Annotated in this window: 17 protein-coding genes; 12 read left to right on the top strand and 5 right to left on the bottom strand. The window is 73.6% G+C overall.

All coding sequences use genetic code 11. The annotated features are described in order from the left end of the window. The first annotated feature begins 6 nt into the window (after positions 1-6). The gene (locus ACFYNS_RS23345; RefSeq protein WP_388604893.1) at positions 7-1,362 is read left to right on the top strand and encodes a cytochrome P450; all 1,356 of its coding nucleotides are present in this window, start codon (positions 7-9) and stop codon (positions 1,360-1,362) included. Further along, positions 1,359-2,333 carry an NAD-dependent epimerase/dehydratase family protein gene (locus tag ACFYNS_RS23340; protein ID WP_388604891.1) on the top strand — a complete coding sequence of 325 codons (975 nt, stop codon included), beginning with the start codon at positions 1,359-1,361 and terminating at the stop codon, positions 2,331-2,333. The genes ACFYNS_RS23345 and ACFYNS_RS23340 overlap by 4 nt, the downstream gene beginning before the upstream one ends. On the opposite strand, the gene ACFYNS_RS23335 is transcribed toward ACFYNS_RS23340, so the two are convergent. Further along, entirely contained in the window at positions 2,292-3,497 is a 1,206-nt protein-coding gene (locus tag ACFYNS_RS23335) for a serine hydrolase domain-containing protein (RefSeq protein WP_388604889.1), read from the bottom strand. The two genes, ACFYNS_RS23340 and ACFYNS_RS23335, sit on opposite strands and share 42 nt — an antisense overlap. Positions 3,498-3,862: 365 nt before the next feature. Between ACFYNS_RS23335 and ACFYNS_RS23330 the strand changes: the two genes are divergently transcribed. The 3 genes from ACFYNS_RS23330 to ACFYNS_RS23320 all read left to right on the top strand — a co-directional run bounded on the left by ACFYNS_RS23330 (position 3,863) and on the right by ACFYNS_RS23320 (position 7,359). Next, positions 3,863-5,062, top strand: a complete 1,200-nt coding sequence (locus ACFYNS_RS23330; protein ID WP_388604887.1) for a hypothetical protein — start codon at positions 3,863-3,865, stop codon at positions 5,060-5,062. Between the two features lie 321 nt (positions 5,063-5,383). After that, complete coding sequence (locus tag ACFYNS_RS23325) at positions 5,384-6,832, top strand: MFS transporter (protein ID WP_388604949.1); 1,449 nt, start codon at positions 5,384-5,386, stop codon at positions 6,830-6,832. After that, positions 6,829-7,359, top strand: coding sequence for a MarR family winged helix-turn-helix transcriptional regulator (locus ACFYNS_RS23320; protein ID WP_388604885.1), 531 nt, complete (start codon positions 6,829-6,831; stop codon positions 7,357-7,359). The genes ACFYNS_RS23325 and ACFYNS_RS23320 overlap by 4 nt, the downstream gene beginning before the upstream one ends. Before the next feature lie 221 nt (positions 7,360-7,580). Here the strand turns inward: ACFYNS_RS23320 and ACFYNS_RS23315 are convergent, their stop codons facing one another. Next, complete coding sequence (locus ACFYNS_RS23315; RefSeq protein ID WP_360301464.1) at positions 7,581-8,570, bottom strand: RNA polymerase sigma factor SigF; 990 nt, start codon at positions 8,568-8,570, stop codon at positions 7,581-7,583. A 261-nt stretch (positions 8,571-8,831) separates the two neighbouring features. Here ACFYNS_RS23315 and ACFYNS_RS23310 point away from each other — a divergent pair, with 261 nt between their 5' ends. The 5 genes from ACFYNS_RS23310 (at position 8,832) to ACFYNS_RS23290 (ending at position 13,664) form a co-directional block, all read left to right on the top strand. Continuing rightward, positions 8,832-9,230 carry an STAS domain-containing protein gene (locus tag ACFYNS_RS23310; RefSeq protein WP_360301466.1) on the top strand — a complete coding sequence of 133 codons (399 nt, stop codon included), beginning with the start codon at positions 8,832-8,834 and terminating at the stop codon, positions 9,228-9,230. A 179-nt stretch (positions 9,231-9,409) separates the two neighbouring features. After that, complete coding sequence (locus ACFYNS_RS23305; RefSeq protein ID WP_388604882.1) at positions 9,410-10,096, top strand: ATP-binding protein; 687 nt, start codon at positions 9,410-9,412, stop codon at positions 10,094-10,096. Positions 10,097-10,380: 284 nt separating this feature from the next. Continuing rightward, entirely contained in the window at positions 10,381-11,169 is a 789-nt protein-coding gene (locus ACFYNS_RS23300) for an LPXTG cell wall anchor domain-containing protein (RefSeq protein WP_388604880.1), read from the top strand. 240 nt (positions 11,170-11,409) lie between these two features. Then, the gene (locus tag ACFYNS_RS23295; protein ID WP_388604878.1) at positions 11,410-12,507 is read left to right on the top strand and encodes a hypothetical protein; all 1,098 of its coding nucleotides are present in this window, start codon (positions 11,410-11,412) and stop codon (positions 12,505-12,507) included. A 2-nt stretch (positions 12,508-12,509) separates the two neighbouring features. Further along, positions 12,510-13,664, top strand: coding sequence for a neocarzinostatin apoprotein domain-containing protein (locus ACFYNS_RS23290; protein ID WP_388604947.1), 1,155 nt, complete (start codon positions 12,510-12,512; stop codon positions 13,662-13,664). Positions 13,665-13,942: 278 nt separating this feature from the next. Here the strand turns inward: ACFYNS_RS23290 and ACFYNS_RS23285 are convergent, their stop codons facing one another. Continuing rightward, positions 13,943-15,469: an oligopeptide:H+ symporter gene (locus ACFYNS_RS23285; RefSeq protein WP_360291102.1), complete on the bottom strand. Its 1,527-nt coding sequence runs from the start codon at positions 15,467-15,469 to the stop codon at positions 13,943-13,945. 323 nt (positions 15,470-15,792) lie between these two features. On the opposite strand from ACFYNS_RS23285, the gene ACFYNS_RS23280 reads away from it, so the two are divergent. Continuing rightward, a complete protein-coding gene (locus ACFYNS_RS23280) occupies positions 15,793-16,473 on the top strand; it encodes a response regulator transcription factor (RefSeq protein WP_027760256.1) in 681 nt (226 codons plus the stop codon). Between the two features lie 198 nt (positions 16,474-16,671). After that, positions 16,672-17,958, top strand: a complete 1,287-nt coding sequence (locus tag ACFYNS_RS23275) for an ATP-binding protein (protein WP_388604876.1) — start codon at positions 16,672-16,674, stop codon at positions 17,956-17,958. Here the strand turns inward: ACFYNS_RS23275 and ACFYNS_RS23270 are convergent. Next, positions 17,878-18,624, bottom strand: coding sequence for a GtrA family protein (locus ACFYNS_RS23270; RefSeq protein ID WP_360291108.1), 747 nt, complete (start codon positions 18,622-18,624; stop codon positions 17,878-17,880). The genes ACFYNS_RS23275 and ACFYNS_RS23270 overlap by 81 nt on opposite strands. 155 nt (positions 18,625-18,779) lie before the next feature. Continuing rightward, positions 18,780-19,235, bottom strand: coding sequence for a protease inhibitor I42 family protein (locus ACFYNS_RS23265; protein WP_388604874.1), 456 nt, complete (start codon positions 19,233-19,235; stop codon positions 18,780-18,782). Positions 19,236-19,325: the final 90 nt, after the last annotated feature.

The following is a 19,325-nucleotide window of genomic DNA, read 5'->3' as shown; positions in this document are numbered from 1 at the left end:
AGCCGCGTGCCGCAGGTCCCAGGTCTGTGGGAACGGGCCCTGCGGGCCGCGGCACCGGGAGCTTCGACACCGCGGGCCCGGCCGCCCGGCCCGCGGGCGGCCCGCCGTCGGGACCGCCGCGTCTACACCCGCAGCCACCCGGTGCTCTTCGCCCTCCTGGCAGCCACCCGCCGCGGCCCGGTGGTTCGGCTGGGCCGCACCGTGCTGGTCCACGGCACGGACGCCTACCGGCAAGCCCTCACCCGGCTGCCGCTGGACCGTACGGCAGCCGGGACCACGGGCGGCGCCGCCCGCGAACTCTCCGGCGGCGGCGCTCTGTTCGACCAGGAGGGCAGCGGCCACCGCGGCTCCCGCCGGGACCTCGCCGAGGAGCTCGGCACGGCGGGTACGGAGCGGCTGCGCCCGGTGTGGCAGGAGATCCTCGCCCGCCGTCTCGCCCCGCTGGCGGACGGCCACGAGGTGGAGACGGCCGCCCTCGCCCGGGAGATGGCGGGCGCCACGGTCTGCGCCCTGCTGGGCACCGCCGCCGAACCGGACGCCGTCGCACGGGCCGCGGCCGACGCCGCGTCGGCCGCCGTCCGCGACCATCTGCCAGGACCGCGCCGCCCCGGCACATCGCTTGCGGCCGCCCGCGCCACGGCCCGGCTGGAGGAGCTGCTGCGGGACCGGGCCGGGGGCGTCGCGGGTGGTGCCGGCACAGGAGCACCGGACGGCACAGGAGCACCGGACGGCACCGGTGCGGCGCTGCGGGCCGTGGTGGCGGTCGCCGCGGTCGCCACCACCGCGGCGGCGCTGCCCCGGGCCGTGGCCTGGTGCGCGGACGCCGGACTGTGGGAGCAGGCCGCCGACCCCGCGGCCCGCGAAACCCTGGTCGACGAACTGCTGCGGGTGACGGCCCCCTCGCCGGTACTGCCCCGCCGGGCCGCCGCGCCCGGATCGCTGGACGGCCGCCCGGTGCGGGGCGGCGACCGGCTGGTGCTGGTCGCGCGGCACGCGGTCGGCGCCCATCGCGACGCGCCGGGCTGCCCCGCACCGGTACCCGCCGCCGTCGCCCGGCTCGTCTTCGGCGCGGGGCCGCACACCTGCCCCGGTGCCCGGCTCGCGCGCACGCAGCTCGCCGACCTGCTGGCCGCGCTCGCCCCCTACCGGCCCGTCGTCGTCCGCGCCCGCCCCGACCGCCGCGCGGCCCTGCCCGCCTGGCGCACGCTCACCGTCCGGCCGGGCCCTACACCCGTGGTACCGCGGCGCATGCACCGGAACGAGGAGGGAAGCAGCCACCGGAACGGCGAGTACGGCGGCCACGGCGAGCACCGTGGGAGCGACCGGAGCGACCGGAGCGACCGGAACGGGGAGGCACCATGACCACGGTCGCCGTCACCGGCGCGAGCGGCTTCTGCGGCTCCTACGTCGCACGTGCCGCCGCCGGACAGGGAGCCGAGGTGCGGTGCGTGGGGCGGCGGCCCGGCCCGGTCGGCCGCCACCTGCGCTGGGACGCCGCCTCCGGCGAGGTGCCGGACCTGGGCGGGGCCGACGTGGTGGTGCACTGTGCGGCGGCCGTGGGGGATCCGGCCGCGGGCTCGGCGGCCGAGGCGGCGATGCGGGCGGTGAACGTCACCGGAACGGCCCGGCTGCTGGAGGCGGCGGAGGGGCGGCCGGTGGTGTGGGTCAGCAGCGCCAGCGTGTACGCGCCGGGCCCCGGGCGGGCCCGGATCCGCGAGGAGCATCCGGTCGGCGCGCAACTGAACGCCTACGGCCGGACCAAGGCCGCGGGCGAGGCCCTGGCACTGGCCGCCGGAGCCGTGGTGCTGCGGCCCCGCGCGGTCTACGGCGTCGGCGACCCGCACTTGGTGCCGCGGCTGCTGGGCCGGGTGCGGCGCGGACTGCTGCTGCTCCCGGGGCGCGACGTCCGGCTCAGCCTGACCGCGGTGGAGAACCTCGCCGACGCCTGCCTGGCCGCGGCGGACGGCGGATGGCCGCCCGGCGCCTACAACATCGCCGACCCCGTGCCCTACCGCCGGGACGAGGCGGTGCGCACGGTGCTGGCGGCGCACGGGGTGCACGCCCGGGTCGGGCACCTCCCGGTGCCGCTCGCCCGGACGGCGGGTGCCGCCGCCGAACACCTCTGGCGGCTGCGCCCGGGGACCGATCCCCCGCTGACCCGGTACGCCGTCGACCAACTCGCGCACAGCGTCGTGCTCGACGTCACCCGGGCCCGCCGCCAGGGCTGGACGGCTCCTCGCACCCTGGCCGACTACGCCCGCGCGGTGGCCTCGGTGGTGGAGAGCCGGCCCTCAGTGCGACCGGCGCGCCGCCGCCGACGGGGGAACCGCTGAGGGACCGAACGCGGCGGCGAGCAGCCGCTCCCCGACCGGGTTCATCGTAGGCCCCTTGGCGTCGGTCGAGTCGAGGCTGTAGACGAGGGTCCGGGACAGGTCGCGGGTGCCGACCAGCAGCGTGTTGTAGCCGGGTCGGGCCCCGCTCTTGCCCCACAGCACCAGGCCGCCGCCCGCGTCGTACCGCTGGAGTCCGGCGCTCATGGTGGCGCCGTCGATGTCCGGCACGGTGAACATCTCCCGCTCCAGCAGCGGCTGGGGCACGATCTCGCCGCGGAAGAGGGCGAACAGGAGGCGCTCCAGATCGGCCGTGGTGGAGATCATGTCGCCGGCCGCCCAGCGGTCGGACATGTTCCACTCGGTGGCGTCGACCAGGCGGCCGTCGTCCAGCCGCTGGTAGCCGCGGTTGTGCGGGCCGTGGATCCGCGGGTCGGCGCCGCGCGGGAAGGACGTGTGCCGCATCCCGGCCGGGCGCAGTACGTGCAGCCACGCCTGGTGCGCGTAGGAGTCGCGGGTGACCTTCTCGACGAGCAGGCCCAGGACGGTGTAGTCGATGTTGGCGTACCGCTGCTTCTTCCCGGGCCCCTCGCCGTCACCCCGGTAGGGCCCCTTGGCGACCGACGAGGCGACGACCTGCTCGGGGGTGAGGGTCTTGAAGCGGTTCTCGTACCCCTCTCCCGAGACCGGGCCGAGGCCGTCGCCCGGCTTGAGTCCGCTGGTGAAGGTGAGCAACTGCCGTACGGTGACGGGCTGGAACGCGTCGGTCAGCAGCCCGGGAAGGTAGTGCTGCACGGTGCCGTCGAGGTCGATGCGGCCCTGCGAGGCGAGCTTCAGCACCAGCGCCGCGGTCACCACCTTGGTGGTGGACCCGGCCCGGAACCGCCCGTGCTCCAGCGCCTTCCGGCCGGTGCGCAGGTCCCGTACGCCGGAGCTGCCGTGCCAGCTTCCCTTCCCGCCGACCCGCGCGAGGGCCGCGGTGGTCGTCTCGTCCGGTACCCCGCGCAGCGCCTTGTCCAACGCGGCGGTGTCGGGGCTGTCGTCCTGCTGTCGCGTCACCTCCGCCGGTGCGCTGTGCGGTTGGGCGAGCGCGGGCGCCGCTGCCGGGCCGGTGAGTCCGGCGACCACGAGTGCCGCGAGGAGGGTGTTCCGCAGACGTATGGGCACGATGCACTCCGCAGGGGAAGGGATCCGGTACGTGGAAGATCCTTCCGCCGGGGGCCGGGCCGCGGATCACCGCCGTGGAGGACGTGCTCCCTGACGGTGCCCTGCCTCCGTGCCGGAGCCGGGTCGGGGTATGTGGCGGGGATCGTCCCTAGGGCCGCTCGCGGTGGATCACCGGCGGGAGGGGCGGCGAGGCGGCCGCGGGCCGGCGGCTCCGCGGAGTGACCTGTCGGAAGTGTCGTCATTGAACCGGAGTTCCGGGCTTGACGTTGTGTTCGTCGAGTGGTCTGCATCCGTTCGGCGTTGCCGGCCCAGCCTCACGACCGGGCTTTCTGAGGAGCCTTCCTCCACGTGAAGGGGAGAGCGAAATGGCAGGATGGGAACAACATTACCGACCGGTGAAGATCCGGGACGACAAGACATTTCGCGAGGACCCGAACGTTCGGGTCCCGAAAGGCGCCCCGCAGCCACCCGTCGGGGCCGTGGACGGCCTCTACGACACGAATGCGAAGAAGTTTTACGTCCTCAACGAGCAAGACCAGGTCGCGCGCCATTCGAAGGAAAAGGGGTGGAAGGACTACGCTTCGAACACGGTCGTAAGGGCATTCCACGAGACCAAGGGCAAGGCGCCCGCGGCTCCTGCGGCCGAGTCGAGCAGCGCGATGGAGATGGACGACCTCTCCCAGCAGATGAGCACCATGCGGACCGGTTCGCCGGGTTCCCAGGGGAGTGACGAGTCGTTCGCCAGCGCGTACAGCGCTGTACGGCAGGACAAGCGCGGCCGGTACGTGTCGGCCTCGCAGGAGGACGTACCGTCCACTGCTCCCGAGCCCCCCGAGGGGGCCAGGCGGGCCTTGTACGACGCGGAGCGGGGGGATTACTACGTCCAGAACCAGGGCGTGCTGCAGCGCTTCAGCAAGTCCTCTTCCGATTGGGTCTCGAGCAAGGCGAAGGGCATGCTGGATGTCCTGAAGACCCACGGCAAGTCCCTCGGGAAGGCCGGCTACAAGGCGGCTCTCCCGACCGCGACGGGAATCGCGAAGATGGCCTCGGGGAACGACCCGACGGTCAGCAAGTGGGCGAACATCACGTCGGGTGTCGCGGGTGGCGCGGAAGCCGCGTACTCCATGTACAACAACGTCAGCCAGACGATGACCTCCGGCGGGACCAGGCCGTTCGACCGGTTCCAGGGGGCGGCCGACGCGGCCCAGCTCCTCTCCGCGACCGGCAACGTGGTGAGTGCGGCCACCGCGCATACGCACCCGGGCCTCTCCGACGTGTCGAACCGGGTGGCCACGAGCCTCAGCTTCGCGGGCAGCGCGGCGGAAGCGACCCACGGTGCCCACCAGGAGATGAACGCGCAGCGTATGCAGGAGCGGCGGGAGAACCTCTACAGCCTGCCGGAGGCGAACCGGGCCGACTCGGACCTGGCGCAGCACGTCAACCAGAACCTCCCCGCCGGTCAGTCGACGAGTTCGCAGCCGGTGGACTCGAACTACCAGGAGAGGGCCCGCGCCGCCCAGCGCAGCAACAACGCGCCGCGGCAGCGTTCCCGTTCGCGCGGATAGGGGAGACCGCGGCATCCGGGGGTGCGTGGCCCGCGCGCCGCGCCTGAAGCTCCCGGCTTCCGCACGTCGGCGACATCCGGAAGAACCGTCCGGCCCGGGCCCGGCGCACGTGTGTGCGTGCGCCGGGCCCGGTGCTGTTCTCGCGCCGCGGCGTCGGCGGCGGGGTGCCGGCAGCCCGCACCCGGCGACGGGCACGGTGGTCGGCGGACAGGAGGTGGTTGTACAGTCACAACTGTTGTACTCGTGTAAGCGATGGGGGCTGCTGTGTCCGACGCCGGACTCCCGCCGCGCCGCCGACAGCTCGTGCTGGCGATCTGCTGCATGTCGCTGCTGATCGTCAGCCTCGACACGACGGCGCTCAATGTGGCGCTGCCCGACATCCGCGCCGACCTGGGCGCCTCGGTGTCGGGCCTGCAATGGGTGGTCGACGGCTACACCCTCGTACTGGCCGCGCTGCTGATGCTGTCCGGCTCGACGGCGGACCGGCTGGGCCGTCGGCGGGTCTTCCGCTGGGGGCTGCTGCTGTTCGTCCTGGGCTCGCTGCTGTGCAGCCTGGCGCCGGGGCTCGGCTGGCTGGTGGCGGCCCGAGCCCTGCAGGCGGTGGGCGGCTCGATGCTCAACCCCGTCGCGATGTCGATCATCACCAACACCTTCACCGAACCCCGCGAGCGGGCCCGCGCGATCGGCGTGTGGGGCGGGGTCGTCGGCATCAGCATGGCTGCCGGACCCCTGCTCGGCGGGCTGCTGGTCGACGTCAGCGGCTGGCAGGCGATCTTCTGGGTGAACGTGCCGGTCGGCCTGGCCGCGTGGCTGCTGACCACCCTGTACATCCCCGAGTCCCGCGCGCCCCGGGCCCGCAGGGCCGACCCGGTGGGCCAGCTCCTGGTGATCGTCCTGCTCGGCACCCTCACCTACGGCATCATCGAGAGCCCGCAGCACGGCTTCGGCTCGCCGCTGGTACTCGGCTGCCTGGCCGCCGCGCTCGGCGCCCTGGCCGGGCTGGTGGCCTACGAGTCGCGCCGCGCCGAACCCCTCGTCGACCCGCGTTTCTTCCGCAGCCTGCCGTTCACGGGCGCGGTCGCGACGGCGGTGTGCGCGTTCGCGGCGCTGGGCGGTTTCCTCTTCGTCACGTCGCTCTACCTGCAGGAGATCCGCCACATGAGCGCGCTGCGTGCCGGGCTGTGCATGCTGCCGATGGCGCTGATGACGCTGGTCTGCGCGCCGCTCTCCGGCCGTCTGGTGGGCTCCCGCGGCCCGCGGCTGCCGCTGGTGGCTGCGGGCGCGGGGATGACCGCCGCGGGGATACTGCTGGCCTGCACGGTCTCGGCCGACCTGCCGCTGGGAGTGCTCTTCACCGGGTACGTGCTCTTCGGTATCGGCTTCGGACTGGTCAACGCGCCGATCACCAACACCGCCGTCTCGGGCATGCCCAGGGCGCAGGCGGGCGTCGCCGCCGCGGTCGCCTCGACCAGCCGGCAGGTCGGCTCGTCCCTGGGCGTGGCCGTCATCGGCGCGGTCATGGCGGCGGGCGGCTTCGGCGCGGGCGGCGGCCTCCAGCAGGCCGCCGGGTTCCAGGCGACCGAGCGGGCCGCCTGGTGGATCGTCTCCGCCTGCGGACTGGCCGTGCTCGCGCTCGGTATCCTCTCCACCGGCCACCGGGCCCGGGAGACGGCACGCCGCGCGGCCCATCTGCTGGACGGGGGAGACGGGGGCGACGAGGCGGCGCGGCGTCCGGCCGCGGGGCGTACGAGCAGCGAGGCAGCGGGATGAACAGCACGGAGTCCGCACACGGCGGACCGGAGAGTATCGGGCCCGGGTCCGGGTCGGGACCGTCCGCGGTCGAGGGCGCGGGCGCGCCGGAGGCCGACGCCGTCGAGCAGGAGGCCGTCCGGGTCTGGCGCGGCATGCGCACCCTCGTCCTGGAGACCGCGGATGTGCGCCCCCGGGTCGTCGAGGCGCTGGGGATGAGCTACTTCCGCGCCAAGGCGCTGCGGTACGTCGCGGACGAGGGCCCGCTCACGCTCAGCGCGCTGGCCGCTGCCCTGTTCGCCGACGCGCCGTACACCACGCTCTCCGTCGACTATCTGGTCCAGCGCGGACTGGTCACGCGGGAGCCGAATCCGGCCGACCGCCGCTCCAAACTGGTCGAGGTCACCGGGCCGGGAGCCGAGGCGGCGGCCGAGATGGCGCGGATCACCGACACCCCGCCCCCGGCCCTTCGCAGCCTGGCGGCGGCGGACTTGACGGCCCTCGCCCGCATCCTGGACCAGGCGCTGCACCCCGGCCCCGCGAGCTGAACGGGCGTTCCGGAGCCTGAAGTGCCGGGCACCGGACCAGGTCGGTGGTTCCCGCTCCGGCTGAACGTCCCTGCCCCGGCCCGGAGCCGCCCCGGCCCCGGAGCCCCGCCCCCGACCCGGGTGCGCCGCCCCGGACAGGCCGAGGGCCCGGCCGGACTGCGTCGTCCGGCCGGGCCCTCGGCACACGGAGCGGGCCGCACCTCGTGGGGCGGCACCCCGCGTCACTCTTCGACCATCAGCCCCTTGCGGAGCTTGCCCAGGGTGCGGGAGAGCAGCCGGGAGACGTGCATCTGCGAGATGCCGAGCTCCTCACCGATCTCCGACTGGGTCATGTTCGCCACGAAGCGCAGCGAGAGGATCCTGCGGTCCCTCGGGGGGAGTTCGGCGATCAGCGGCTTCAGCGACTCGACGTACTCGATGCCCTCGAGCCCGTGGTCCTCGTAGCCGATCCGGTCGGCCAGCGCGCCCTCGGTGTCGTCCTCCTCGGGCTGCGCGTCCAGCGAGCTGGCGGTGTAGGCGTTGCTCGCCGCCATGCCCTCGATGACTTCCTCGCTGGAGATGTTCAGCCGCTTGGCCAACTCCTCCGCGGTCGGCGCCCGGTCCAGCTTCTGGGCGAGTTCGTCGCCCGCCTTGGCCAGGTCGAGCCGCAGCTCCTGGAGGCGCCGGGGTACCCGCACCGACCAGGACGTGTCGCGGAAGAAGCGCTTGATCTCGCCGACGATGGTCGGCATCGCGAAGGTGGGGAACTCGACGCCGCGGTTCAGCTCGAAGCGGTCGATCGCCTTGATGAGGCCGATGGTGCCGACCTGGACGATGTCCTCCATGGGCTCGCTGCGGGAGCGGAACCGGGAGGCCGCGAACTTCACCAGGGCGAGGTTGAGCTCGACCAGCGTGTTGCGGACGTACGCGTACTCGTGGGTGCCCTCGTCGAGGTTCTCCAGCCGCTCGAACAGCGTCTTGGACAGGGCCCGCGCGTCCAGCGGACCGACCTCGTCATAGGGTGGGATCTCGGGGAGCTGGAGCTGGTCGAAGAGGTCGGCTTCCACCGCCTCCGCGATCTGCTCGGCGCTCGCCGGGTCGCCGAGGGTTTCGGGGGCCAGGGACCGGGAATCCGGCAGCCGGTCCGCGCTGCGCTGCTCCGGAACGGCGGGAAGGGCCTCGACCTGCGCGTGCGCGGGGTCGGATATCCCATTGTCGAGCCGGGGTGACATGGCTGTCCTCCATGGTTTCTCGGCATATGGCTGCCGAAGCCGTGACGTGCACTACGGGGTGCGGCGCCTCCAGTGCCGACGTTGTTTCGGTATCCCTACTAGACCTACCTGTTCCTGCACAGCGAGGGCAAGCTCCTTATGTCCATCTGTGACCAATCTGTCCGATGTTCGGCTACCGGTAGGGCCGTCGAAGGCGTAGGGTTGCGAACCGCTCGACGGGGGAAGCAGTGAAGGCCCTCACATGGATCAGAAGGGGTGTGCATGGACCGCGGGATGCCCGGCAGCACGAGCCAGGGTCGGCTGACGGTCGAGGTGCGGCACGAGGGGATCAGTGCCGTGGTGACCCCTGAAGGTGAGCTCGATCACCACACCGCCGAGCTGCTGCGCGAGCCGCTGGAGCGGAGTGTCGAGGAGGGCTACAACCGCCTCGTCGTGGACTGCTCGCGGCTCGAGTTCTGTGACTCGACAGGATTGAACGTACTGCTCGCCGCCCGCCTGAAGGCGGAGGAGGCCGACGGCGGCGTCCACCTGGCGGGGATGCTCCCCGTAGTGGCGCGCGTCTTCGAGATCACCGGCGCCAGCGCCGTCTTCACCGTGCACGAGACCCTCGAATCCGCGCTCCGGACCCCCTCGGGAACGGAACAGCAGCCCGAGTCGTAATCAGGGCGTTACGCGCATCACACAGGTCCGGCCGAATCCGTAAGTGTTCTCACGGTGCGTCCGGGCAGGAGTCCATCGAATCTGTCAGACATTCGTGTACAGCGCGTCACGGCTCCGCACTGCTGCGGGGTGGCGCGGGACGGCGAAACGCAACCGGTGATCGGTGAGGTGAACCACTGATGAGCACCACCCGGCCGCAACCGGCGGGCGACCGCGGTCCGGAGCCCGAGGGCACTCCGGCGACCGCGGGCCCGGGGTGCGGTGCCGCCGGGAGTGCTGACGCACGGGTGCGTACCGGTACGGACACGGGGCGTGAGCAGCTCCAGGGGGTCTCGGGCTCCGGGGCCGCCGGCACGTCCGCACCCGAACCCGAAGGGGGGAGTGGCGCCATGGGGACCGCTGCGGAGAGCACGGCCTCGGCCGCGGCAGGGGCCGCACGCCGGGCAGGGCAGCCGATGCGGCAGGTCCGCAGGCTGCGGCTGGTCGGCGCCAGCGGAGCCGTGCCGCGCGCCCGGGACTTCACCCGCCGGGCCCTCCAGGACTGGGGCTGGCTGCCCGCCGCCACCGCGGACCAGCGCGCGGCCGCCGAGGATGTCCTGCTCGTCGTCTCGGAGTTGGTCACCAACGCGTGCCTGCACGCCGACGGTCCCGAAGAGCTGCGGGTGGGCGCCAACGCGAAGGTGCTGCGCCTGGAGATCGTCGACCCGGGCAGCGGCTCCCCGTCCCCGCGCACCCCGCATCGCGCCGGACGGCCCGGCGGGCACGGGATGTTCATCGTCCAGCGGCTGTGCCTGGACTGGGGTGTCGTCCGCAATCCCGAGGGCTCCGGCAAGACCGTGTGGGCGGAGCTGGCCGCCCCGCACTGAAGCGGCCCGCTGCGGCCGTTGGCTCCTCGCTCTCCTCTCTTCCCGTCCGTCCGTGTCGAGCGGGCGGCCCGGTTCTCCGGTCCGTGCTGACGGGGCGTTCGTGTTTCCGCCTCCACTGTCCGGGCGCTCCGGCGCGGCCCCAGGAGCGGTTCTGCGCCGAACTGGCGGCCCCCGGCGGACTGTCGGCGCGATGGCTCTTCCCTCGGCAAGGGGCGGGGGCTACTGTCGGCGCGAATCTGATGTGTCGTCAGTAACTTGCGCGTCCGGATGAAGGGGGAACCCCCGTGTCCCACAGCAAGCAGCGCCGCACCCGCTCGGCCGCCGCCGCGGCGGTGGGAGCGGCCGTCGCCGGCTCGGCCGTCCTGCTGTCGGCCCCCGTCGCGAGCGCCACGACGGTCGATGTCGACTACCAGTGCAAGACCCCCATCGGGAACAAGGGCGCCGTCTCGCCCATCGACATCAAGGCCACCAAGAGCGGCGACGGTTACAAGCTCACGATGTCCTTCGAGAAGGGCGTCTCCTCCAGCCCCATCGAGCTGGGCAAAGGCGCGATGAAGCCCAGCGCCAAGATCAAGCTCGGCGGCGCCGAGACCGGCGACGTCGCAGTCAGCGGCCCCGCCAACGACAAGGCCATTCCGGCCAACACCCCCATCAAGATCCCCGACCTGTCCGGCACCTACACCCCCGAGAAGAGCGGCAAGGTCACCTTCACCGCCGGCATCCTCACCATCAAGGCGCTGGGCACCACCACCACCTGCACCCCGAAGAACGATCCCAAGCCCTCCCTCACCCTGGACGTGACCGCGGGCGGCAGCGGCGGTTCGGATGGCGGCGGCGCCTCCGGTGGTGACTCCGGCGGCGACTCCTCCGGTGGCGGGTCGACCGGCGGCGGGGACGCCTCCGGAGGCGCGGCGGCCGACGGCGGCGGCCAGAGCTCCGGCGGCGGCGAACTGCCCAAGACCGGCCCCACCGACTCCGCCGTCGCCCTCGGCACGCTGGGCGGCACTGTCCTGCTGGCCGGGGTCGGCGGAACGCTGTGGGTGACGCGGCGCAGGGCCGCGGTACGGACCTAGCCCGTGGTGGGCCGCACCCCGCCGCGCCGCGGCGCCCGTCCAGCACCGGAAGCCGCCCCCGGGCCCCGGGAGGTACCGGTCCCTCCGGGACCACCCGCCGCACCGGCCTGTCCGGAGCCCTGTGGCGCACCGCCGGCCCGGGAGGCCCGTGCCCCGGCCGCTCCGCCACCCCGTGCCGCAGCGGTCGCGCCCGTACCCCGCACCCCGCGGGCCCGGGCGCGTACCGTCCGGGCCCGCGGGGTGCTGGTCGGGGCGTCCGCGCTGCTCTTGCTGCTGAACGCGGGCGGTCCCGCCGCGGCGGCACCCGGTGCGGGCGCGGCGGAGCCGTGGTCGGCGGCGCCCGCCCCGCCCCAGGGCGCCCCGCGTGCGCAGGCGCGGACGTTCTTCTACCTGGAGGGGGCGCCCGGCGCCGTGCTCCGGGACTCCGTGGCCCTCACCAACGACGGCGACGCGCCCCGGACCCTGCGATTGCGCGGTGCGGACGCGCCCGGCGGCGACGGCGGTGGCCGCTCCGCGGAGCGGGACGCGGACGGCCCGGACCGCGGCCGCGACCCGGGCGCCTGGATCGCGCCGGCCCGGGACACCGTCGAGGTGCCGCCGCACACCCGTGCGGAGGTGCCGCTGAACGTGACCCTTCCTGGTGGCGCCGTGCCCGGCGATCACCCCGCCGCGCTCGTCGTGGACGACGGGAAGCGGACCGAGCGGGTGCGGATGCAGCTGCGGGTGAGCGGGCCGACGCTGGCCGCGCTCAGCGTCGAGGACGTCTCGGTTCGGGAGCGGCCCGACGGCTCCGCACGGATCGGCTACACCCTGGTCAACCGGGGCAACACGGTGCTGCGGCCCCGGCTGGCGGTCGGTGCCGAGGGCCTGTTCGGCAAGCTCCACCGGCGGCCTGCCCGGACCCTGCCGGTGGAGCTGCTTCCGGGGCGCCGCCTCACCCGCCACGAACGGTGGCCCGATCCGCCCGCGGCCGATCTGGCCGAGGTGCGGCTCACGGTGACGGCTGCGGGCGGAGCCCGGGATTCCGCCACCGCGTCCTACACCGCCGTGCCCTGGGTGCCGCTGCTGGGTGTGCTGTTCGTACTGGCCGGTGGAGGCCTCGGCTGGTTCGCGCGCACGCGCCGCCGTGTGCCACCGCGTCCCCCCGGGAACGCCGGGCGCGGCGAGGCGGCCCCCGCACCACCGTCCGCGCCGTCCTCCGCGTCGGCGGGCCCCGCGTCCGGAGAAGCGCAACCGCCTCCGGGCCCGGCGCCCGGAATCGCTCCGGGGGCTCGTACCCCGGCCCGGCGGCGGGACCCGCACCCACCTCCGGCACCGGCCTCGGGAGCGGCGACGTGAGGCTGACCGTCCGGTGGTCCACGGGCCTGGTGTGCGCCTTGGTGTGCTGCGCGGTCGCGGTCGCGGTCGCGGTCGCGGCGGTGGCGGTGGCGCCGGCCCGGTCCGCGACGCCGGTCCGCGCGGTGGCGGCCGAGGAGAAGCCGAGGATCACCCTCTCCCGCGAGGAGGCGGGGCAGGGGGCCCGGCTCACCGTCCGGGGCACCGGGTGGCGCCCCGACACGCTGCTCACCCTGCTGGTGTGCGGGCAGCGGGCCGTCGGCGGCACCAACGCCTGCGCCAACGCCGAGGGGCGGGCCGTGACCACGGACGCGGACGGCGGGTTCCGCGAGAAGATCCCCGTGGCCGAACCGCCGAAGCCGTGCCCGTGCGTGGTCCGGGCCAGTACGGTCACCGGCGCCTACGCGGCGGCGAACGCGGACTTCCGGGTCGCGGGCCATCCCGTGGCGCCGCTGCCCGAGAAGCGCGCGGGCGGACGGCTCACCGTGCTGGCGGCCCGGCTGGAGGGGGACAGCGGGCTGCTCAACTGGTTCGGCGCCCCCCAGCGCCGGAAGCTGGTGCTGACGGTCGGCAACGTGGGCTCCGACCGTGCCCGGGACCCGGTCTTCGAGGTGGGTTCCGCGCACGGCGTGCTGGCCCCCGAGTGGGAGCGCCAGCGGTGGCGCGGCACGATCGACCCGGGCCGCAAGGCGCGGGTCGAGCTGACGGTCGAACTGGCCGCGGGCGCCCACGGCGCGTACACGGCCGCGGCCAGGCGCGACGGACGGGTGCTGACCGAACAGCCCTGGAACGTGGGCCGCCCGTGGGGCGTGACCCTCTTCTGGGCGCTGCTGTGCCTGGTGGTACCCCTGCTGGTGTTCCGGCTGGGGATGCTGATCGTCGACCGGGTCCGTCCGCGGCGGCCGGCGCCCCCGGCGGAGCGGACTCGCGGAACGGCGGACACCTCCCGCGGTCTCCCCTGGTTCACCCCCGACGCGGTCGCCGCACCGCCCCCCGCTGGGCCGGGCACCGCCGCCCCGCACCCGGGCGAGCCCGGCGCCGAGGAGCGGTCCGGACGGGGGGCCGGAGGTCCGTACGGCCGGGACACCGAGGAGCGGTCCGGCCGGGGTGCCGGGACGGTGAGGGGCGACGCCGGGCCGAACGCGGCTGAGCAACCGTAGACGACCGGCCTCGTCGGCCCGCCTCGCGCCCGTATCACGGCCGGAGGCCGGGAGGCGCGATGTGGGCCGCGGCCCACCCGCCGACGGCCGCCTGCCGGGCCACTCGCCGTGGGCCGAGCCGGGCGGACCGCGTCCGAACGCCGTCGGACCCCGCCGCGCAGGTGCGACGGGGCCCGACGGGATCAGCAGGGGTCCGGCAGGCCGATGGGAGGCCGATGGGAGGCCGACGGGAGGCCGACGGGATCCGGTGCGGCCCGGCGGGGGCCGGACGTGGGGGACTACTGGGCTTCGTCCATCGTGGCCGCGATCTGCCGCCGGTACATGTAGATGGCGAAGCCCGCCAGGGCGGAGAGGGTGGCCTCGACGGCGACGACGCCGGTGGTGCTGAGGTCGGCGCCGCCGATGGACAGCAGGCCGGTGATGCTGTCGCCCGCCGTCACGGCGAGGAACCAGACCCCCATGAGTTGGCTCGCGTACTTGGCGGGGGCCAGCTTGGTGGTCACCGACAGGCCCACCGGCGAGAGGCACAGCTCCGCGATCGTGTGCAGCAGGAAGATGAGGACCAGCCACATCGGGCTCACCTTCGTCCCGCCGGAGGCCATGCCCATCGGGATGACGAAGACGAAGAACGACAGGCCCATCACGACCAGCGAGAAGCCGAACTTCACGGTGGTCGACGGCTCCTTGCCGCGCCGGTTCAGCGACAGCCACAGCGCGGCGAAGAGCGGCGCGAGCAGAATGATGAAGAGCGGGTTGATCGACTGGAACCAGGTCGAGGGGAAGTGCCAGCCCAGCACCTGCGTGGTGGTCTTGGCGTCGCCGAAGGCCTGCACGGTCGAGGCGCCCTGGTCGTAGATCATCCAGAAGATCGCCGCGGCGGCGAAGAACCAGATGTAGCCGGTCATCCGGCCCTGCTCGGCCCGGGTGAGGTCCTTGTCGCGCTTGATCCGCACCAGCATGCCGAGCGGGATGAGCAGGCCCAGGACGGTGAGCGGGACCATCGCCCAGTTGAGGGTGAAGGTGCCGGTGGCCACCACGACGCCGTAGAAGAGGACGGCGACGATCAGCCACAGCAGCGCCTTGCGCAGCACGGCCGACTTCTCCTGCACCGAGAGCGGCGAGGGGATCTGGCTGCTGCGGGGGTCCAGGTGGCGCGAGCCGACGAGGAACTGGATCAGGCCCAGTCCCATTCCGACGGCGGCCATGCCGAAGCCCAGGTGCCAGTTGACGGTCTGGCCGACGGTGCCGATGGCGAACGGGGCGAGGAAGGAGCCCGCGTTGATGCCCATGTAGAAGACCGTGAAGCCGCCGTCCCGCCGCGGGTCGTCGGGGCCGTTGTACAGGTCGCCGACCATCTTGGAGATGTTGGCCTTCAGCAGTCCGGAGCCGGTGGCCACGCACGCGAGGCCGACGAAGAAGGCTCCCTCGCCCGGCACGGCCAGGGTGAGGTGGCCGAGCATGATGATCCCGGCGCCGACGGTGACCGTTTTGCGGGGGCCCCAGAGCCGGTCGCCGAACCAGCCGCCCGGCATGGTCAGCAGGTAGACCATGGCGTTGTAGACGGAGTAGATCGCGGTGGCGGTCGCCAGGTCCATGGCGAGGCCGCCGCCTTGGTGGCCCGCGCCGCCCTCGCCCGCGTCGGGCCCGCCGGCCACGAGGTAGACGACGAGCAGGGCGCGAAGGCCGTAGAAGCTGAAGCGCTCCCACATCTCCGTCATGAAGAGTGTGGCCAGACCTCGTGGGTGGCCGAAGAAGGTCCTGCCGCCGGTGTTGCCGGGGGCGTCCTTCGTCAGGCTGGGCGCCATAATCGGTGTTCCTTGCCGTTGCGCTGCGGGGCCGCGCTGACCAGCGGCGTTGCTCGCAAGCGGGGCCCGTACACGGAGAAAGGACCCCTGGCCGTGGTGCTGTGGCGCCAGGAGTCCTCGACGTTCACTACTTAAGTGCATTCACCATAGGTCACCGTCCGCGGCACGAGGGAAGGGCTTGCGAGACAGATCACAGGTGAACCGTGCAACCTTCCCGCTGTTTCGACGGTGTCGTGTTCATATCACCTGGGGATCGACAGTGGCGGCGGAGGGAACGCACCATGTCCCCACTCGCGCTCTGCCACGCGGATTACCATCGGTGCATGACCCGTGTACTGCTCGCCGAGGATGACGCATCGATCTCGGAGCCCCTGGCCCGCGCCCTGCGCCGGGAGGGATACGAGGTCGAGGTCCGCGAGGACGGCCCCGCCGCGCTCGACGCGGGGCTGAGCGAGGGAATCGACCTCGTCGTGCTCGACCTGGGGCTGCCCGGCATGGACGGCCTGGAGGTGTGCCGCAGGCTGCGCAACGAGGGCCACGCCTTCCCCGTCCTCGTGCTGACCGCGCGCGCCGACGAGGTGGACACCGTCGTCGGCCTCGACGCGGGTGCCGACGACTACGTCACCAAGCCCTTCCGGCTCGCCGAGCTGCTCGCGCGCGTCCGCGCCCTGCTGCGCCGCGGAACGCCCGCCGAGCCCGCCCAGCCCCCCGCCACCCACGGCGTACGGATCGACGTCGAGTCCCACCGCGCCTGGATGGGCGAGGAGGAACTCCAGCTCACCGCGAAGGAGTTCGATCTGCTGCGGGTGCTGGTGCGGGACGCGGGCCGGGTCGTCACCCGCGACCAGCTCATGCGCGAGGTGTGGGACACCACGTGGTGGTCCTCGACCAAGACGCTCGACATGCACATCTCCTGGCTGCGCAAGAAACTCGGCGACGACGCGGCAAACCCGCGCTACATCGCCACGGTCCGGGGCGTCGGCTTCCGCTTCGAGAAGAGCTGAGACTCCCGGACCGCGCGGGGAGCAGAGGCCCGCCGGGAGGAGCCGTCCCGGGCCCCTCCGGGCGGGCCGGCAGAAGCCCCGACCCGGAAGACACGCCCGCACACCGACCCCGGCCCCGGAAACAGCCAGGCCCCCCGGAAACAGCCAGGCCCCCGAAATCAGCCAGGCTCCGGAAACAGCTAGGAAAGAAGCCAGCACGTGCGCCGTCGGCTCATCCTGTCCATCCTCGCCGTCGTCCTGGTCGTCGTCGCGGTCTTCGGGATCTCGCTCGTCATCGTGGAGTCCCGCACGATCGAGAACAGCACCAAGGAGAACGTCCGCTCCGAGGCGGTCCGGCTGGTCTCCACCGTGGAGAGTCGGCTGGTGGCCGGGGAGCGGGTGACCGAGGAGTCCATCGGCGTCACCACCTCCAAGGACCGCTACGTCCGCTACATCCGTGTCGAACTGCCCGGCCGGCGTCCCATCGAGGTCGGCGACAAGCCCTCCGGCGAGGTCGTCGAGTCCCGGCAGACCGGTGCGCACGGCGAACGCATCACGGTCCAGGCGTCCCGGTCGGCGGTGCGTGCCGAGGTCGGCCGTACGCTGCTGATCATCCTCGCGGTCGCGCTGCTGGCCGTGATCGCCGCCGCCGTGCTCGCGGTCCGCCAGGCGCACCGCGTCGCGGCCCCGCTCACCGACCTGGCCGAGACCGCCGAGCGCCTCGGCTCCGGCGACCCGCGCCCCCGGCACCGGCGCTACGGGGTACCGGAGCTGGACCGGGTCGCGGACGTGCTGGACGGCAGCGCGGACCGGATCGGCCGGATGCTGACCGCCGAGCGCCGACTGGCGGCGGACGCCTCGCACCAGCTGCGGACGCCGCTGACCGCGCTGTCCATGCGGCTGGAGGAGATCATCACGATGGCCGAGGGCGACGAGCCCGAGGACCGCGCCGTGGTCAAGGAGGAGGCGACCATCGCGCTCGCCCAGGTGGAGCGGCTCACCGACGTGGTGCAGCGGCTGCTGACCAACTCCCGCGACCCGCGTACCGGCTCGGCGGTCAGCTTCGACCTGGACGAGGTGGTCAAGCAGCAGATAGAGGAGTGGAAGCCCGCCTACCGCAGCGCGGGCCGGGCCATCGTGCGCTCGGGCAAGACGGGGCTGCGGACCGTGGGCACGCCGGGTGCGGTGGCGCAGGTGCTGGCGACGCTGATCGAGAACTCGCTGATGCACGGCGCCGGGACGGTCGCGCTGCGCACCCGGGTGACCGGGAACCAGGTGGTCGTGGAGGTCACGGACGAGGGTCCCGGGGTGGACGAGGCGCTGGGCTCGCGCGTCTTCGAGCGGACGGTGAGCGGCCACAACTCCACCGGCCTGGGCCTCGCGGTGGCGCGGGACCTCGCGGAGGCGGACGGCGGGCGGCTGGAGCTACTTCAGCAGCTGCCGCCGGTCTTCGCGCTGTTCCTCAGCCGCGAGGCCGCCGACCTCGATGCGTCCGGCGCCGGCTGAGGCAGCCGGCCCGACGGCCAACCGGACTCCGGCCGGGTCCTCGTCCCGCAGCGCGGGCGCTTCCTCGTTCCGGATCGCCGGCGCATCGTCCCGCAGCACTGCCTCGCCGACCCCGGCCGCGCCCTCGCCGACCTCTGCGGCGCGGCCGTCCGCGGGGCGGCCCTGCTCCGGGGCGGGACCGTCGGTCGGCGGTCCCGCGGTGGGGGCCCCGCCGGTCCGCGCGGGCGCCTTGCTGCGCGCCCGGAAGACCCAGGTGCGGTACGCCCAGAAGCGGAAGGCGGTGCCGACGGCGAGTCCGATGACGTTCTTGGCGATGTTGTCCGCGAGCGTCGAGGTGTAGCCGAAGCCGTAGTGCGAGAGGGCGAGGATGCCGTTCTCCAGCACCAGCCCGGCCCCGCTGAAGAGGAAGAAGAGGACCGTCTCGCGGTGGATCCGGTTCTTGTCGGTGTGCCGGTAGGTCCAGTAGCGGTTGCCCAGGTAGTTGGTGCCGATCGCGACGACCTGCGCGATGACGCCGGAGCGGATGGGTGCGAGCTGGAACGTGTGGATGCACAGATTGAAGATCGCGACGTTCACCAGGAAGCCCAGCGCACCGACGGCGCCGAACTTGCCCAGTTCGCGCACAAGCCGTTCCAGTCCCGGGCGCATCGTGCGCCATTCACCCATAGCGATACTGCGCCCCGTTTCGGTCGGTGTCGAAGCTGCCCCATGCTAACCAGGCGTGCGTTCGCCCTGTAGGGCGATTGACGCACACAGGGGCGCCGAGGGTTGCGCCGCGGCGGCCGGTTTCCGGACGCGGTGCCGGCCGGTGAGCGGCCCGGTCACGGTCGGTCCACGACCGTGACCCGGAAGGTGACGTCCCGGACGGGGACCGTCCCGTCCGGGACGTCACCTTCCGGGCGCCCGGCCCCGCACCCGAAGCACTCCCGCAGTGTGAACTCCGTGCTGCCGTGCCGCTCGGCCCGGAAGGTGGACCAGCGCTCGCCGCGGTCGCCCGGCCGGTCCGGGGTGAAGCCGTGGCTGGTGGTGCTCAGCCGGGTGAGGATCCGCCGGTCGGGCCGTTTCCCGCGGACGACCCAGCCGTACCCCTCCGAGGGCCGGTAGGGGACCTTCAGTACGAACGTCTCGTGTGGGCCGACCCGCACCCGGGTCCGGTCGGTACCGAACTCGCGCGGCCGCGGGACGCCGGTCCCGCCGTCGCCACCACCGCTGCCACCGCTTCCGCCGCAGGCCGTGGCGGCCAGCAGGACGGACAGCGCCAGTGTGGCTGGTTTCATACGCCGCAATCCGGCCCCCGTTTTCCGCAGGTCCCTGTCAGGACCGACCGGCGCCGAGCATAGGGCAGCGGGGGTGCCGGGGCCCGGGCG

The sequence above is a fragment of the Streptomyces sp. NPDC006925 genome, assembly GCF_042869575.1.
Lineage (GTDB): Bacteria > Actinomycetota > Actinomycetes > Streptomycetales > Streptomycetaceae > Streptomyces.
This window is presented reverse-complemented; position numbering and strand designations above follow the sequence as displayed.

Coding starts and splice junctions, on each gene's coding strand:
- ACFYNS_RS23340 (WP_388604891.1), top strand. CDS start 1,359: ATGACCACGGTCGCCGTCACCGGCGCGAGCGGCTTCTGCGGCTCCTAC.
- ACFYNS_RS23330 (WP_388604887.1), top strand. CDS start 3,863: ATGGCAGGATGGGAACAACATTACCGACCGGTGAAGATCCGGGACGAC.
- ACFYNS_RS23325 (WP_388604949.1), top strand. CDS start 5,384: ATGTCGCTGCTGATCGTCAGCCTCGACACGACGGCGCTCAATGTGGCG.
- ACFYNS_RS23320 (WP_388604885.1), top strand. CDS start 6,829: ATGAACAGCACGGAGTCCGCACACGGCGGACCGGAGAGTATCGGGCCC.
- ACFYNS_RS23315 (WP_360301464.1), bottom strand. CDS start 8,570: ATGTCACCCCGGCTCGACAATGGGATATCCGACCCCGCGCACGCGCAG.
- ACFYNS_RS23310 (WP_360301466.1), top strand. CDS start 8,832: ATGGACCGCGGGATGCCCGGCAGCACGAGCCAGGGTCGGCTGACGGTC.
- ACFYNS_RS23305 (WP_388604882.1), top strand. CDS start 9,410: ATGAGCACCACCCGGCCGCAACCGGCGGGCGACCGCGGTCCGGAGCCC.
- ACFYNS_RS23285 (WP_360291102.1), bottom strand. CDS start 15,469: ATGGCGCCCAGCCTGACGAAGGACGCCCCCGGCAACACCGGCGGCAGG.
- ACFYNS_RS23280 (WP_027760256.1), top strand. CDS start 15,793: ATGACCCGTGTACTGCTCGCCGAGGATGACGCATCGATCTCGGAGCCC.
- ACFYNS_RS23270 (WP_360291108.1), bottom strand. CDS start 18,624: ATGGGTGAATGGCGCACGATGCGCCCGGGACTGGAACGGCTTGTGCGC.
- ACFYNS_RS23265 (WP_388604874.1), bottom strand. CDS start 19,235: ATGAAACCAGCCACACTGGCGCTGTCCGTCCTGCTGGCCGCCACGGCC.